The following is a 14,805-nucleotide window of genomic DNA, read 5'->3' on the forward strand; positions in this document are numbered from 1 at the left end:
CCCCTTTCGCCGTAAAGCGTGCTTTACATGTAAAGGTAACTTAACAGCTTCCTCGGCGCAGCGGAAACGAGGCGTTCCGTTCGGCCGGGCAGGTGTCATGATGGATCGAGCAGATCGAGACGCCACGAGGCGAAGGGACTGCCATGGGCCTCTACAACGATCACGTCGTACCGCGACTGGTGAACATCGCCTGTGCACCGTCGTTCACTGAATCGAACCGCAAACGAGTGTGCGCCGGCCTCAGCGGCCGCGTCGTCGAGATCGGATTCGGATCCGGTCTCAACGTTCCCTACTACCCCACCACCGTCGAGTCCGTCAGCGCCGTCGAACCCGCGGACCTCGGATGGAAGCTCGCACGTCCGCGCATCGAGGGCTCCCCCGTGCGCATCGAACGATCCGGCCTGGACGGGCAGTCACTCCCATTCGAGGACAACACCTTCGACAGCGCACTGTCGACGTGGACCCTGTGCACCATCCCCGATGCCGACGCGGCTTTGCGCGAAGTACGTCGTGTCCTCGCACCGGGCGGCACCCTGCACTTCGTCGAACACGGGCTCGCCCCGGACGAGAACGTCCGACGGTGGCAGCACCGGCTCGAACCGATCCAGAAGCGCGTCGCGGGTGGCTGCCATCTGACACGGCGGATCGCCGACCTCATCCGCGGTGCTGGTTTCGAGATCCGCGAACTCGACACCTTCTACGAGGAGAAGACGCCGAAGTTCTTCGGTGCGTTGTCGCTGGGGGTGGCTGCACCGGCCGCGTGAAGACTGATAACTGCACAGCAACGTTTGCACACCTCCGCGGACAGATGCGCGGTGTCGACATCGAGCATGTGTCCGCTATCTCCGCGAAGATTGCATGCATGCCCTCGGACACCCTGCCACTCGCGACCCGCACGCTGCTGAAGCAACTCGACCTGGTCTGGCTCTTCACGGAGCAACACGTGCTGCCGCGGATCGACGAGGCTGCTGTGCACTGGGAGCCGTCGTCGAACTGTGTGGGCGTTCGACGGGTCGACGGTCGCCTCGTCGCCGACTGGCCGGACGAGACGGCCGAGGTCCTTCCCGAGCCCACGATCGCGTGGCTGCTCTGGCACATCGAGTGGTGGTGGACGAATACCGTGGCGGTCTGCAGTGGGGGAACTGCGGTCGGGCCGGACGCCTACGAGTGGTCCGGCTCGACCGACCGCATCCGGACTCTTCACACCGAATGGGTCGCGCTTCTCGAAACTGCCGGCATCGAGAAGACGATCGTCGGACTCATGCCCAAACCCTCACCCCTGTGGGAAGTGGCCGGGTGGGTCAACTTCGAACTGGCGAAGAATATTTCGGAGATCAGCCAGGTGCTGACTCGGAAAGCGAACACGCCGGGCTGATACTTCCGGCGCTCACGCTGCGACGATGCCCGCGACCGGAATGCGTGCGTCGACCGCCTGCCGGAAATTGATCATCGCGCGTTCGAGGTGGTCGCGGTTCGTCACGAGCACAGCGCCCGTCGCTCGCCGTTCGAGCAGAACGTCGTTGGTGAAGCGTGCGTTCTCGACGGTGGAAGTCGACTGCGATTCCTCGGTGATGCGCTCCGGCGGAATGCCTCGCGCGACCAGCCAGTCCTTCATGGCCTGCGCTTCGGTGACGCCGTTGCGCGGCACGCCACCGGTGACGACGATCGGAGACTCCGGATAGCGTTGCGCTGCACGAAGAGACGCTTCGAGCCGTTCTTCGAGCACCGGCCGGATCTTGCCGTCCTCGGTGAGCCCGGCCCCGAGCACGACGAGGTGCGTACCCCGCGGATTCAGGTCGAGCATCAGCGGGAAGTGCGGCGTCAGCTTCTCGAGCTCGGTGCACGCGATGATCAGCGCGTCGATGGTTCCCTGGCACAGCGGGGTGACGGACAGTGCACCGTTCACCACGGTGTCGATTGCAGGAGTCGCCCCTGCCTGCCCCGTCGATACACCTACCGCGGCCGTGGCCGCGACTGCGGTCGCTACCACCGTGCGTCGCACAGCTCCCACGCGAGCCCCCCTTCTTCCCGGATGTCGGCCGTGCCGCACTGTGCCATCTCGACGCGCACTTGTGGGAAGTTGGGGCTCGACGCGAAGAAGTCTCACCATAGGCCGCGTCGGATTCGATGACGGCTGACAATCGGTTTTACATCCGAACCACTGGTCTATCCATGAACAAGCGCGACAATCGTTGCAAGAAGCGCTATTCGGACGTAGCGCTGCGCGTCCTACCCTTTCCAGAACGGCAAATCCAGAACGTGTGTTCGAGTTGACGACTTCGCACACCCGTGCGACCATCCCTCCACCGACCTGAAAACAGGTCGACCCCGGCAGGTGCGCCAACACCGGACCGGGGTCTGGGCACAAGACAGATAGGGACTGTCATGCACCGTAGGGTGGAGTCTATCCACACGCCCTCGAGAGGCGTACTCCAGCAACGAGCCGCGAGCGCATTCTTCCGCGCCGGCCGATACACACCCGCTCCCCCGGGCTCACACCCGACGTCCTGACTTTCCAGCCCTCCGATCCACCGCGATCGGAGGGCTCGAGACGTTTCACCTGCATCGTCGCGCACGAGGGCCGTTCCGGTAGCCGAGGCGCGTCGACGCAGCTCGTCGCTCGTCTCCCACAGTCCGACGTCAGCGCACCGACGCTGCGAGCCGGGGCCGTTCCCTGTCTCGAAACCGACTGGGCACCAGTATCCCTCGTCTCCACAGCTGGTGGTGGAGCACCCGATCGTGCGGGTCGACACGAACGACCGGGTCCAGTACGAGCCGCACGTCCTCCGCGACGTGGGGCTATCCGTGCTGGCCGAGACGGTCTATCGGGGCATGGCGACCGGGCAGCCTTGGGGAAGGGGGACGACGACTCAGGGACCCGAAGGGTCTCCGATCGGTCGAGCGCAGCCGCCCGCAGGGCGCCCGCTTCGTTCCCGATCGACTTCCTCCTCATTGCGTGAACCCCGGGTGGAGTGCTGTGATCGAAGCACGGGTCTACGGGAGGGGCCGACGTGACCGGTGTCGAAGAGTTCGAGAACCTGCGTCCACTGTTGTTCGCCATCTCCTACCGCATCCTCGGGAGCGTGACCGAAGCCGAGGACGCGGTCCAAGAGACCTGGGTGCGATACGAAACCTCCGGTGTCGAACCGGATTCGACCAGAGCATTCCTGTCGACAGTCGTCACCCGGGTATCGATCAACATGCTCGAATCGGCGCGGGCGCGGCGCGAACGATATGTGGGCGAGTGGCTGCCGGAACCGATACTCGAGGAGCCGTACGACGATCCGGCGCGCTCGGCCGAACTGCGGGAGTCGATCTCGACGGCAGCGCTCGTGCTGCTCGAACGCCTCAGTCCGCTCGAACGGGCCGTCTTCGTGTTGCGCGAAGCATTCGGGTTCGGCTTCTCGGAGATCGCCGAGATCGTCGACCGCTCCGAAGCGGCGTGCCGGCAGCTCGCCGTGCGGGCACGGCGTCACGTCGATCAAGGTTCGGCGCGATTCGACACCGATCCGCAGGCCCACGAACAGCTCACCGCTCGCTTTCTCACGGCCTTCCAAGACGGTGACGTCGACGGTCTGCGCGACCTACTGGCCGCCGATGTGCAACTCGTCGCCGACAGCGGTGGCAAGGCACCCGCCGTCCGCAAGGTCGTGGTCGGCGGCGAGAAGGTCATGCGGTTGTTGGCCTCGTTCGTCTCGCCCATGGGTCAGCTCGGCATGACACTCGAACTCCGCGAGATCAACCGGCTCCCCGGCCTGATCGTGCGGGACGCCGACGGCGCCATCGTGCAGGTCATGACGTTCGACGTGACGGACGGGAAGACCGGCGCGATCCGGGTGCTGATCAACCCGGACAAACTCGCCCACCTGGGGCGAGTGGCCGATGTTCGCGTGCTTGCCCAGAAGCTCCGCGACCTGCAACGACCCTGAATCCCGCCGGTTGTTCGCCCCGGCATGTCACAAACGACGTAGCTGTCCGGTCCTGAATGACGAGGGCTCTCGACAGAGCCAACGAACGGATCGGAGAAGCCATGTCCAACACACGCCCCCGCGTCGTCGTCATCGGCGGTGGATACGCCGGAACGGTTGCCGCCAACCGCATGAGCAGGAAGGCTGCGGTCACCGTCATCAACCCCCGGCCGCACTTCGTCCAGCGAACCCGGCTGCACCAGTTCGCGGTCGGCAACCACCACGCGTCCGGCGACTACCGCAGACTTCTGGCGAAAGGAGTCGACCTTCTGGTCGATACCGCAACCCGCATCGAACCCGGCACGCACACCGTCCAGCTCGCGTCCGGCGAAACGGTCGACTACGACTATCTCGTCTACGCCGTCGGAAGTACCGCCACGAGGCGGTCCACCGTGCCCGGTGTCGAGGAATTCGCGTTCCCGGTGGCCGAATTCGAGCATGCCGAGCGCCTGAAGTTCGCGCTGACCAGCCTCGACGCCGATTCCGTCGTCACGGTGGTCGGCGCCGGTCTCACTGGGCTCGAAACAGCCGGCGAGCTGGCCGAACAAGGACGTCGCGTGCGCCTCGTGTGCAGCGGTGTCATCGGGTCGATGCTGTCCGAGAAGGCCCGTGCCGCAACCTACGAACGGCTCGCGGATCTGCAGGTCGAGATCATCGAGAACGCGTGCGTCACCCGAGTCGGACCGGACGGTTTCGCACTCGACGACGGCACCGTGCTCGAGAGTGCAATCACCGTGTGGACCACCGGATTCGGCGTACCCGAGTTGGCCCGGTCGAGCGGCTTCAGGACGGATGCGCTCGGCCGCATCCTCACCGACGAAACGATGACCAGCATCGACGACGACCGTGTGATCGCCGCCGGTGACTGCGCGGCACCATCGGGAGAGCCGGTGCGGATGGCATGCCAGTCCGCCCTGCCCACCGGCCTGGCTGCGGCCGACACGGTTCTCAGCCGAATTGCCGGCGAAGAGCCTGCAAACCTCGATTTCGGGTTCAACGGCGTCGGTGTGAGCCTGGGCCGACGTGTCGGCGTCGTCCAGTTCCACGAACGCGACGACACCCCGAAGGAACGGGCCTATTCCGGCCGGATCGCCTCGACGATCAAGGATCTCGGATTGAAGGCCGCGATGGCGGGCCTACGGGTCGAAGCCCTACGTCCGGGAGCGGTGGGATTCCCCAGGGGTGGCCGTCATCCGTCGAACACCGCCATCACCGAACAGCTCTCCCGCACGGAACAGCCGATGACCTAACACCCGCTGAATTCGTCTTCTTTCAACACGGACAGCACTGGGTCGCCTTCACCGATCGATGCTCCCACCGAAGGAGTCTGGTCGACGACGACCCAGTTGCGGTCCCATACCTGTGCTCGTCCCTGACCGGTCGCGTCGACGCTCGTGGAATAGAACACTCCCGCAGCCTGGATGATGTCCTGTGCCGCTTGGAGATTCATGCACACGACGTTCGGCATCACGGCAACGGGCGCCACAGCAGCGACCTGCGTGGTGGAAACCCTCGTTGTGGGAACGGTTTCCGGAGCGACGGTCCGCGCCGTAGTGGCAGCCGACGTCGTGGATGGCGTGGTGGTCGTCGGTGCGGCGGCACGAGGAGTGGCCTGTGGGGTGGTACTCGCGTCGTCCTTCGTGGGCGAGTCCAGCCCGTCCGAGATGTCGTTGATGATGCCCATGAAGACGAACAGCCCGGCAACGGCAGCGGCGATGAGCACCCCGCGGCGGACCCTCGGAGGCTTCGGCGGCGCGGGCGGCGGCGCCATCGCGGCCCGCACGTCCCCCGCGAGGAATGCGCGGTGACCGGCTTCGGCGCGGGCGGCGATCGCGTCCTGTTCGGCCTTGATCCGCTTGCGGCGGTCGCGCAGGGGCTTGCCGATCGCGAGATATCCCAGGCCGGCCGCGAATGCCAGGAACGGGATGGCGTCGGCCACGTTGCCGTTGAGTACTTCTACGATCGCCAGCCACAGCGTGATGGCGGCGAACATCCCCGCTACGACGCGCAGGTAGGGGACGACGAACTTCATGTTTCTCCTTCAACCCGGCACCAGGCTCCGTGCGCCGCTACTTTCCCGACCGCACACGTGCTGAGCGCCCTCCTGAACTGGTGTCGGAGCGCCACCCCTCGTCGTTACGACGCACGGATGCCGATTTCGGTGGGTTCAGCCCCGGAATCCGGGGTCAGATCCACCCAAGTGGGGGGAGTGCCCATGTGACGGTTGACACATTGCGTTCGTGAATGTAGCTTCATGAAAAATGAATAGTCATTCACCCGCAGGGAATGGCTGTTCGATCAGGCTCCTACCTGCATCGATGAAGGGGATCCCATGACCGACTTCGAAGACATCACGTACGAGATCGACGGCGCAGCCGGGATCATCACGATCAACCGGCCCGATCGCTACAACGCCTTCCGGGGCAAGACCGTCGAGGAACTGATCAAGGCGTTCCGATCGGCCTGGGCCGACAGCCGGGTCGCGGCGATCATTCTCACCGGCGCCGGCGAGAAGGCCTTCTGCACCGGCGGCGATGTCAAGCAGCGCGCCGAGACCGGCGACTACGGGCCCACCGAGAGCGGCATGTTCGAGATCGGCTACCTCCACAAGCTCATCCGCGACATCCCCAAGCCGGTCATCGCAGCCGTCAACGGTGTCGCCGTCGGCGGCGGACACGTTCTCCACGTCCTGTGCGACCTGACGATCGCGTCGGAGAACGCCCGGTTCGGCCAGGCCGGACCCAAGGTCGGCTCGTTCGACGCCGGATTCGGCTCTGCCTTCCTCGCCCGCGTCGTCGGGGAGAAGCGCGCGAGAGAAATCTGGTACCTGTGCCGCCAGTACGACGCCGCCACCGCCGAACGCTGGGGACTGGTGAACTGGGTTGTCCCGCAAGACAAACTGCTCGACGAGGCGAAGGCGGTCGTTGCCGAGATCGCCGAGAAGAGCCCCACCGCGATCAAATTCCTCAAGCAGTCGTTCAATGCCGACACCGACCACCAGGCCGGCCTGAGCAATCTCGCGATGTCGGCCCTCGACCTGTTCGGCAAGTCCGAGGAGGGACTCGAAGGGGCCAAGGCGTTCGCGGAGAAGCGACCCGCCGACTTCGCGAAGTACGTCAAGGCCTGATCCGAATTTCCCAGACCCGTAAGGACCTCCCATGAGCAACATCGCACTGGTCACCGGCGCTGGTTCCGGAATCGGCAAGGCCATCGCTCTCGCCTTCGCCGCGCAGGGTGATCGCGTCGTCGCCGCCGATCTCGACCTGGCGGCTGCCGAAGCCACGGCCAAGGAGTACCCCCAGCTGATCACCGCATTGCCGGTGGACATCTCCGACCGCGCCCAGGTCGACGAACTCCGCGACCGCACCCACGCAGAAGTGGGCGTGCCCAACGTGATCGTCAACGCTGCCGGCTGGGACCGCACCGATCAGTTCCTCAACGCCACACCGGAGTTCGCCGAGAAGGTCGTCGCGATCAACTATCTCGGCCCGGTGCACATCTGCAGTGCCTTCCTGCCCGGCATCATCGACGCCGGCAACGGTGGTCGCGTGATCAACCTCGCCAGCGATGCCGGCCGGGTCGGCAGCTCCGGCGAATCCATCTATGCGGGAGCGAAGGGCGGCGTCATCGCCCTCACCAAGTCGCTCGCCCGCGAGATGGCCCGGCACAACATCAACGTCAACTGCGTGTGCCCCGGCCCCACCGACACACCGCTGTTCCAGGCCCAGGAGGAGAAGCTCAAAGCTGCTCTCATCAAGGCCATCCCGTTCCGGCGACTCGCGCGACCCGAGGAGGTCGCCGCACCCGTCCTGTTCTTCGCATCCGAGGCCGCATCGTTCATCACGGGCCAGGTGATCAGCGTCAGCGGCGGCCTCACCATGGCCGGCTGATCGACATCGTCAGGGGAGATCGAATCATGAGCGCGTCGTACAACGCCCGGGCCTACCGGGAGTACTTCGAGAACGACTTCACGTATCTCAACGGCTTCCGGCGCAACCTGGGACGGTACGGGAACCGCGTTGCCATCACAGATCCCGACACCGGAACCCGGTTGACCTACGCCGAACTCGGCGAACGCGTCGACCGAGTCGCCACTGGTCTGGCCGATGCAGGCGTGCAGGCCGGGGATGTCGTCGCCTATCAGCTGTTCAACAGTGTCGAGTTCGCTGAGCTGTATCTCGCCACCCAGGCGGTGGGCGCGGTGGGTTCGCCGATCAACTTCCGGCTCGCCTCCGGCGAAACCTCGTTCATCCTCGACAAGTCCGCACCCACGGTCTTCGTCTACGACACCGAGCTCACCCCGATGGTGACGGAGGCGCTGGAACGCTCGGCGCACACCCCGAAGGTGATCGTCGCGGTGGGCGACGGCGATCCGGTCTCCGTTCCCGGTGCCACCGTTGTGCGGTACCGGCACCTGGCGGCCGAGCGGGTCGCGCTCCCGCCGCTGCACCGGACGGTGTGGGACGAGACCACCCGCCTGTACACCTCGGGCACCACCGGTATGCCGAAGGGTGTGCCGCTCAACAGCATGATCGAGATCTTCAGCGCGCACGACGTCATCATGCATTTCCCGTTGAGCCCCGAGGACAAGACGCTCAACATGACGCCGTGGTTCCACCGCGGCGGCCTGTACTCCGGAGGACCCAACCCGGTCTTCTACATCGGTGGAGAAGTGGTGCCGCTGCGCAGCTTCGACGCCGACCGCGTCCTCGACCTCGTCGCCGAGCACGGACTCACCTTCCTCATCGGAGCGCCCACCAACCTCGCGATGCTCGCCGCCGCGCAGGAGGCCCGTCCGCGCGACCTGTCGTCGCTGCGCGGCATCGTCACGATGGGTGCGCCGCTCGAACGTGAAGCGGCACTGCGCTACCAGCAGGTTCTCAACCCGCGGATCTTCAACGGCTACGGCAGCACCGAAGGGTTCTGGAACACCTTCCTGCGCCCCGCCGATCTGCCCGAGCATGCCGGCACCGCAGGTCGTGCCTGCACCGACGACGATGTGCGCGTGGTCCACATCTACGAGGACCGGCTCGCCCACCACGACGACGTCGTCGCCAAGGACGGCGAAGAGGTCGGAGAGGTGATCGTCCGCTCCCCCAAGGGTTCGAACGCCTACTTCGACTCCCCCGACCAGGAGAAGGCCAAGTTCAACAACGGATGGCTGCACATCGGCGACCTCGCCACATGGGACGCCGAAGAGTTCGTCACGATCGTCGGACGCAAGGACGACATGCTCGTCTGCGGTGGGGAGAACGTCCATCCGGTGCAGGTCGAGGAAGCGCTCAACTCGCATCCGGGTGTGTCCGACTGCCTCGTCGTCGGCGTGCCCGACGAGCGCTGGGGACGCATCGTCGTCGCATACATCGTCGCCGGAAGTTCCGATGTCACGGCCGACACGCTCGACGCGCACTGCCGTGAGCATCCGATGCTCTCCACATTCAAGCGACCGCGTGCCTACCGGTTCGTCGAGTCGCTGCCGGTCTCTGCCACCGGAAAGAAACTGCACTACAAGGCAACCCGAACGGCAGCCGACGAGTTCGCCGCAGGATTGTTCACCGCACCCACCGACTCGAGGATCACCCGATGAATGCACGCCTCGAATACGAGACCGAGCACAACCAGTTCCGAGAGGTCGCACGCGACTTCGTGCACAGCAAGATCACTCCCGTGCACGAGGACTGGGAGCACGCGAGCTGCCTCGACCGGTCGTTGTTCACCGAGGCCGGCAAGCTCGGACTGCTCGCCTTCTCCGTCGACGAGGAGTACGGCGGTCCCGGTGTCGACGACTTCCGCTACAACGCCATCCTCATCGAGGAGGTCAACCGCGCCGGCAACGCCGCAGCCGGCATTGCGTTCTCCCTGCAGAACGACGTGGTGCTGCCCTACCTGACCGAGCTGACCGACGACGAACAGAAGGCGCGGTGGCTGCCCGGCGTCGTCCGCGGCGAGACGGTGCTGGGTATCGCCATGACCGAACCCGGCACCGGCAGCGACCTCACCGGCATCCGCACCTCCGCGGTGCGCGACGGCGACCACTACGTCGTCAACGGAGCCAAGACGTTCATCTCCAACGGTCAGAACGGCGACCTGTTCGTCGTCGCGACCCGCACCTCCGACGACCCGCACAAGGGCCTGACGCTGCTGGTCGTCGAGGCCGACACCCCCGGCTTCTCCCGCGGACGCAATCTCGAGAAGATCGGTCTGCATGCCCAGGACACCAGCGAGCTGACGTTCACCGACATGCGGGTGCCGGTCGCGAACCGGCTCGGCGACGAAGGTCGCGGCTTCTACCAGCTGGTGCACAACCTCCCGCAGGAACGGTTGTCGCTGTCCATCGGCGCGGTGGCAGCCGCCGAAGGCGTCCTCGCGCAGACCCTCGACTACGTCCGCGAACGGAAGGCCTTCGGGAAGCCGGTGTCGAGCTTCCAGAACACCCAGTTCGTGCTCGCCGAGCTGGCCACCGAGCTCGACATCGCCCGCACCTACCTCGACGATTGCATCGCCGAGCACGTGGCCGGGCAGCTCACCGCCGCCCGCGCCGCGCGCCTGAAGTGGTGGGCCACCGAACTGCAGGTGCGTGTCGCCGATCGCTGCCTGCAACTGCACGGCGGCTATGGCTACATGCGCGAATACGGCGTCGCACGCGCTTTCGTCGACGCCCGCATCCAGACGATCTACGGCGGAACCACCGAGATCATGAAGACGATCGTTGCGAAGGATCTCGGGATCTGACGACCGTCCCAGCTGCACGATTCACACCGCTGAGCACTCGGTACTGTGAATCGGACCGAAAAGCGACGAGGAGCCCCTATGACCACCGACCACGATGCACTTCCCGTGGAAGAGGCCGTGCGGGCAGTTCGTACCAGTTCCCGCCGCAAGCAGGTCCTCGACGCCGCCGTGCAGGTCATGCAGCGCACCGGTTTCCACCAGATGTCGATGCAGGCGCTGGCCGACGAGGCCGGTGTCAGCGTCGGATTGATCTACAAGTACTTCGGTGGCAAGGAGGAGATCCTCCTCGCCACCATCGTCTCGATCCTCGACACTTTCCGCGACCAGATCGAACCTGCGATGGAGGCCGCCGGCGACGACCCGGTCGAACGGCTCGCCGCCGGCATCCGTCGCTACATCGAGATCGTCGACGAGAACCTCGACGCCACCGTCCTCACCTACCGGGAGAGCCGCACGCTCGACGCGGACGGTCGCGCCCGGATCAAGGAACTGGAGGTCGAGACGTCGGCGCCGCTGCGCTCCGCCCTCGACGACGGTATCGCCGCCGGAATCATGGAGCCCATCGACGTCGACCTGATGGTGTTCGACATCCTGTTGCTCGCCCACGGGTGGGCGCTCAAGCACTGGCATTTCGGGTCCATCTACACCCTCGACGACTACATCCGCCTCCAGACCCGGCTGGTGCTCAACACGACGCTGAAGGCGGAGCGGCGCGCGGACTACGCGCACTTCCTCCGGTAACCACCCTCGACTGAAACAGCGGAGCGCGAAATGGTCACAGGTGCGCGCTATTACGCGCTCTGATGACCGTTTCGCGCTCCGCTGCCGGGGTCGGTGAGTGCGGGATCCCGCGAGGTGTCCTTCAACGCCACCCCCGACGCCCCCAACTGCCGCGCCCCGTTCACGAGGGCTGCGACGACGCGCGCCGCGTGCTCGTAGGTCATCCCGCCGGGCGGGTGGATGTTCGACACGCAGTTGCGTTCGGCGTCACTGCGTCCCGGCCTCGGGTGGTGCGTCAGGTACACGCCGACGCTGTCGGCCACCGACAGGCCGGGCCGTTCGCCGATGATCACGAGCATCGTCGTGACGCCGAGCTGCTCACCGATGTGGTCGCCCAACGCGACGCGCGCCTGCGTCGCGATCACCGGCGGCGCCACCGTCAGCCCCGGCAGGGCAGCGACGATCGCCGCGAGCAGATCGGGTCCGTGGGCGTCGAGGGCAGTGGACGACAATCCGTCGCACAGCGCGATGCCGACATCGGCCTCCGCTCGCGGCAGCGTGATTCCCTCGGCGAGCTGCCGGCCGAGGTCGGGACGTCGCAGATACGTACTGCGATCTTCCGCTGCGCTTTCCACGACCAACGGATCGCCGAATCCGAGTTCCTTCGTCCGCCGCACCATCCCGGGCACATCGAGCGGGACGTGCACAGCGTCGCGCGCCTCGGCATGGGCCGTCACGAATTCCAGATGACGACGTGTCGGGATGCTGTTCCCGGTGCGTCCCAGTCCGATCCGGGCTTGGGTGTGCCGGCGCAGTTCGTCCCACAAGTCGCTCACAGGGCACCTCCGAGTGCGCGCAGCGGGGAGGCGCCGACGTCCACCGGCAGAATGCGACCGACGTCGTCCGCCATGCCCTGCCTGCGTAGCCAGTCCTCGAATTCCGGTGCCGGTCGCAGGTCGGCGGCCTCCCGCACGTACAGCGCGTCGTGGAACGACAGCGACTGGTAGCCGAGCATCACATCGTCGGCGCCCGGGACGGTGATGACGAATGCTGTTCCGGCAACGGCCAACAGGGTGAGCAGGGTGTCCATGTCGTCCTGGTCGGCTTCGGCGTGGTTGGTGTAGCAGACGTCCACGCCCATCGGCAGGCCGAGGAGTTTGCCGCAGAACTGGTCTTCGAGACCCGCGCGGATGATCTGCTTGCCGTCGTAGAGGTATTCCGGTCCGATGAATCCGACGACCGTGTTGACGAGCAGCGGATCGAACTCGCGCGCAACGGCATACGCGCGCGCTTCGAGGGTCTGTTGATCCACCGGTCTGCCCCCGGTCCCGAAATGGGTGCCCGACGACAACGCCGAGCCCTGCCCGGTCTCGAAGTACATGACGTTGCTGCCGACGGTCCCCCGTCGCAGCGACCTGCCGGCTTCGTTGCCCTCCCGCAGCACTGCCAGGTCCACCCCGAAGCTGCGGTTGGCGCCTTCGGTGCCGGCGACGGACTGGAACACCAGGTCGACGGGTGCGTCCTTCTCGATCAGGTCGATGGTGGTGGTGACGTGGGTGAGCACGCACGACTGGGTGGGGATCTCGAATCGCTGCCGGATCTCGTCGAGCAGGTGCAGCAGGTCGGACACGGCGTGCGGCGAGTCGCTCGCCGGATTGATGCCGACCACCGCATCGCCGCATCCCATCAGCAGACCGTCGAGGACGGACGCGGCGACCCCACGCGGATCGTCGACGGGATGGTTCGGTTGCAGGCGCGTCGCGAGCCGGCCCGGCAACCCGATGGTCGTGCGGAACGCACTGGTCACCGTCGCAGCGCGGGAGACCGCGATGAGATCCTGGTTGCGCATGATCTTGCTGGTCGCCGCGACCATCTCCGGGGTGAGTCCCGGCGCGAGTGCCGCGAGCACGTCGGCCGAGTCCGGTCGGGCCGCGACCTCCAGAAGGTGATCGCGCAGTTCCCCGACGGTCATGTGCGAGACCGGCGCGAAGGCCGTCGCGTCGTGGGTGTCGACGATCAGCCTGGTGACCTCGTCGGTCTCGTACGGCACGACCGCCTCGGTGAGGAAGGTGGAGAGCGGGAGGTCGGCGAGGGCCAGCTGTGCCGCGGCACGTTCGGCGTCCGAGGTGGCAGCGCATCCGGCGAGTTCATCGCCCGAGCGGCGCGGGGAGGCCTTCCCGAGCAGATCGACGAGGCCGTCGAACTCGTAACCGGTTCCGCCGAGCTGTTGTCGGTAGATCGTCATCGAGGCCTCCCGCGCAGGACCGGTTCGACGGATGTGAGCACGCAGTGGAGTGCAGCATTCCACTTTTCCGCCGTCGTGTCCGGCGAGTGTCACGAACGAAACGCCGCTGGTCGTCGCTCGAGGTTTACAACGCAGAAGTGAGGCTCACAACCCTGGTGGTCGACCATGAGGGTTGTGAGCCTCATCTTTCGGTTGTCTGCCTAGCCCTGCTGGTACCAGACGTTCGTCACCCGCTGCGCCATGTGCCGCATCCCCGCAGCGGTGGGATGCAGCGCCTTCGCCAGCGACAGCGACTGCCGTCCCTCGTAGAAGCGCTGCTCGGAGGGCGCGCACGCGTCGTGCCCTTCCGACCCGGCCATCACGTCGACGAACTCGGCACCGGCCTCACCGGCGGACCGGGCGAGTACTCGGTTCATCCGCACGAAGAAGTTCGTCACGAAGGAGGCGTCGGCATCGCTGGTGGGGATGTTGGGCCAGCAACCCCGGTTGCCGAAGACGCCACCGTGTCCGACCAGCAGGACCCGTGCGCGCGGTGCGCGTTGTTGGACGGCGGTGAGTGTCGCGGTGACCTTCGGTCCGAGCGCGCTCAGGGCGGCGTCCATGCGCGAGGTGGTGCCCGGATCGGTGCGGCAGTGCGCGTCGCTACCCGGAAGCTCGGTGTAACAGGCCGAGACGAGCCCCGCCCAGCCGACATCGTTGCCGCCGATGCTCAACGTGACGAGATTCGTGTCCGGCGTGAGCGAATCGATCTGCGGCGGGACCGATCCGGTCGACGTTTGCTGCGGGACGGATGTGATGTGCTCGGTGCGCGCACCCGAACACGCGACATTGACGAAGCTGACGGTCTGCAACGAACCCGCGACGAGGTTCGGATATCCCGCGTCCGCGCGGGCGCATCCGCTGAGCATGGCCGCTGCGTCGAGGTAGGGTCCGGCGGCGCGCGAGTCGCCGAGCGCGACGTAGCGGATGCCCTGCTCGTTGCCCGGGTCGCTCATCGCGGATACCGGCCACACCATCGATGCAGCTGCCATGCCGGCGACGATCCCGGCTCGCACAATCGTCTTCATCCAGACCCTCCGGCAGCGTGTTTCTCCCGGGCATGAGATCGGCACGAATTACAAACGCGTTACGAGCACCGGG

14 protein-coding genes are annotated in these 14,805 nt (G+C 66.1%); 9 read left to right on the plus strand and 5 right to left on the minus strand.

Annotated elements, in window-relative coordinates:
* The first annotated feature begins 143 nt into the window (after positions 1–143).
* Together LPH33_RS23490 and LPH33_RS23495 are read left to right on the plus strand one after the other, a co-directional pair.
* Complete coding sequence (locus LPH33_RS23490) at positions 144–764, plus strand: class I SAM-dependent methyltransferase (protein ID WP_229566311.1); 621 nt, start codon at positions 144–146, stop codon at positions 762–764.
* Between the two features lie 98 nt (positions 765–862).
* Complete coding sequence (locus tag LPH33_RS23495; RefSeq protein WP_229566313.1) at positions 863–1,375, plus strand: DinB family protein; 513 nt, start codon at positions 863–865, stop codon at positions 1,373–1,375.
* A 12-nt stretch (positions 1,376–1,387) separates the two neighbouring features.
* Here the strand turns inward: LPH33_RS23495 and LPH33_RS23500 are convergent, their stop codons facing one another.
* Positions 1,388–1,909, minus strand: a complete 522-nt coding sequence (locus LPH33_RS23500; RefSeq protein WP_229566314.1) for a YdcF family protein — start codon at positions 1,907–1,909, stop codon at positions 1,388–1,390.
* A 1,102-nt stretch (positions 1,910–3,011) separates the two neighbouring features.
* On the opposite strand from LPH33_RS23500, the gene LPH33_RS23505 reads away from it, so the two are divergent.
* Together LPH33_RS23505 and LPH33_RS23510 are read left to right on the plus strand one after the other, a co-directional pair.
* Positions 3,012–3,929, plus strand: a complete 918-nt coding sequence (locus tag LPH33_RS23505; RefSeq protein ID WP_229566316.1) for an RNA polymerase sigma-70 factor — start codon at positions 3,012–3,014, stop codon at positions 3,927–3,929.
* 101 nt (positions 3,930–4,030) lie between these two features.
* Positions 4,031–5,218 (plus strand): NAD(P)/FAD-dependent oxidoreductase, encoded by a 1,188-nt coding sequence (locus LPH33_RS23510; protein WP_229566318.1) that lies wholly within the window; start codon positions 4,031–4,033, stop codon positions 5,216–5,218.
* Here the strand turns inward: LPH33_RS23510 and LPH33_RS23515 are convergent.
* Positions 5,215–6,000, minus strand: a complete 786-nt coding sequence (locus LPH33_RS23515) for a PASTA domain-containing protein (protein ID WP_229566319.1) — start codon at positions 5,998–6,000, stop codon at positions 5,215–5,217. The genes LPH33_RS23510 and LPH33_RS23515 overlap by 4 nt on opposite strands.
* A gap of 300 nt (positions 6,001–6,300) precedes the next feature.
* On the opposite strand from LPH33_RS23515, the gene LPH33_RS23520 reads away from it, so the two are divergent.
* From LPH33_RS23520 to LPH33_RS23540, 5 genes are all read left to right on the plus strand, one after another.
* Positions 6,301–7,095: an enoyl-CoA hydratase-related protein gene (locus LPH33_RS23520; protein WP_229566320.1), complete on the plus strand. Its 795-nt coding sequence runs from the start codon at positions 6,301–6,303 to the stop codon at positions 7,093–7,095.
* A 31-nt stretch (positions 7,096–7,126) separates the two neighbouring features.
* On the plus strand, positions 7,127–7,858 hold the full coding sequence (locus LPH33_RS23525; protein WP_129975478.1) for an SDR family NAD(P)-dependent oxidoreductase: 732 nt from the start codon (positions 7,127–7,129) through the stop codon (positions 7,856–7,858).
* Positions 7,859–7,884: 26 nt separating this feature from the next.
* Entirely contained in the window at positions 7,885–9,555 is a 1,671-nt protein-coding gene (locus tag LPH33_RS23530) for a class I adenylate-forming enzyme family protein (protein ID WP_229566322.1), read from the plus strand.
* Positions 9,552–10,700 carry an acyl-CoA dehydrogenase family protein gene (locus LPH33_RS23535; protein ID WP_129975474.1) on the plus strand — a complete coding sequence of 383 codons (1,149 nt, stop codon included), beginning with the start codon at positions 9,552–9,554 and terminating at the stop codon, positions 10,698–10,700. Before LPH33_RS23530 ends, LPH33_RS23535 begins: the two co-directional genes overlap by 4 nt.
* A 78-nt stretch (positions 10,701–10,778) precedes the next feature.
* The gene (locus tag LPH33_RS23540) at positions 10,779–11,441 is read left to right on the plus strand and encodes a TetR/AcrR family transcriptional regulator (RefSeq protein WP_229566323.1); all 663 of its coding nucleotides are present in this window, start codon (positions 10,779–10,781) and stop codon (positions 11,439–11,441) included.
* Positions 11,442–11,491: 50 nt separating this feature from the next.
* Here the strand turns inward: LPH33_RS23540 and eutC are convergent, their stop codons facing one another.
* The 3 genes from eutC to LPH33_RS23555 all read right to left on the minus strand — a co-directional run bounded on the left by eutC (position 11,492) and on the right by LPH33_RS23555 (position 14,732).
* On the minus strand, positions 11,492–12,256 hold the full coding sequence (gene eutC / locus LPH33_RS23545) for an ethanolamine ammonia-lyase subunit EutC (protein WP_229566324.1): 765 nt from the start codon (positions 12,254–12,256) through the stop codon (positions 11,492–11,494).
* Positions 12,253–13,665 (minus strand): ethanolamine ammonia-lyase subunit EutB, encoded by a 1,413-nt coding sequence (locus LPH33_RS23550; protein ID WP_229566325.1) that lies wholly within the window; start codon positions 13,663–13,665, stop codon positions 12,253–12,255. The genes eutC and LPH33_RS23550 overlap by 4 nt, the downstream gene beginning before the upstream one ends.
* A gap of 200 nt (positions 13,666–13,865) precedes the next feature.
* Positions 13,866–14,732 carry an SGNH/GDSL hydrolase family protein gene (locus tag LPH33_RS23555; RefSeq protein ID WP_420714465.1) on the minus strand — a complete coding sequence of 289 codons (867 nt, stop codon included), beginning with the start codon at positions 14,730–14,732 and terminating at the stop codon, positions 13,866–13,868.
* Between the last annotated feature and the right edge of the window lie 73 nt (positions 14,733–14,805).

Source organism: Rhodococcus sp. RDE2, from assembly GCF_020885655.1.
In the GTDB taxonomy this organism is placed as follows: Bacteria; Actinomycetota; Actinomycetes; order Mycobacteriales; family Mycobacteriaceae; genus Rhodococcus; species Rhodococcus pyridinivorans.

Coding starts and splice junctions, on each gene's coding strand:
- LPH33_RS23535 (WP_129975474.1), top strand. CDS start 9,552: ATGAATGCACGCCTCGAATACGAGACCGAGCACAACCAGTTCCGAGAG.
- LPH33_RS23495 (WP_229566313.1), top strand. CDS start 863: ATGCCCTCGGACACCCTGCCACTCGCGACCCGCACGCTGCTGAAGCAA.
- LPH33_RS23515 (WP_229566319.1), bottom strand. CDS start 6,000: ATGAAGTTCGTCGTCCCCTACCTGCGCGTCGTAGCGGGGATGTTCGCC.
- LPH33_RS23555 (WP_420714465.1), bottom strand. CDS start 14,732: ATGAAGACGATTGTGCGAGCCGGGATCGTCGCCGGCATGGCAGCTGCA.
- LPH33_RS23550 (WP_229566325.1), bottom strand. CDS start 13,665: ATGACGATCTACCGACAACAGCTCGGCGGAACCGGTTACGAGTTCGAC.
- LPH33_RS23540 (WP_229566323.1), top strand. CDS start 10,779: ATGACCACCGACCACGATGCACTTCCCGTGGAAGAGGCCGTGCGGGCA.
- LPH33_RS23520 (WP_229566320.1), top strand. CDS start 6,301: ATGACCGACTTCGAAGACATCACGTACGAGATCGACGGCGCAGCCGGG.
- LPH33_RS23510 (WP_229566318.1), top strand. CDS start 4,031: ATGTCCAACACACGCCCCCGCGTCGTCGTCATCGGCGGTGGATACGCC.
- LPH33_RS23530 (WP_229566322.1), top strand. CDS start 7,885: ATGAGCGCGTCGTACAACGCCCGGGCCTACCGGGAGTACTTCGAGAAC.
- LPH33_RS23525 (WP_129975478.1), top strand. CDS start 7,127: ATGAGCAACATCGCACTGGTCACCGGCGCTGGTTCCGGAATCGGCAAG.
- LPH33_RS23490 (WP_229566311.1), top strand. CDS start 144: ATGGGCCTCTACAACGATCACGTCGTACCGCGACTGGTGAACATCGCC.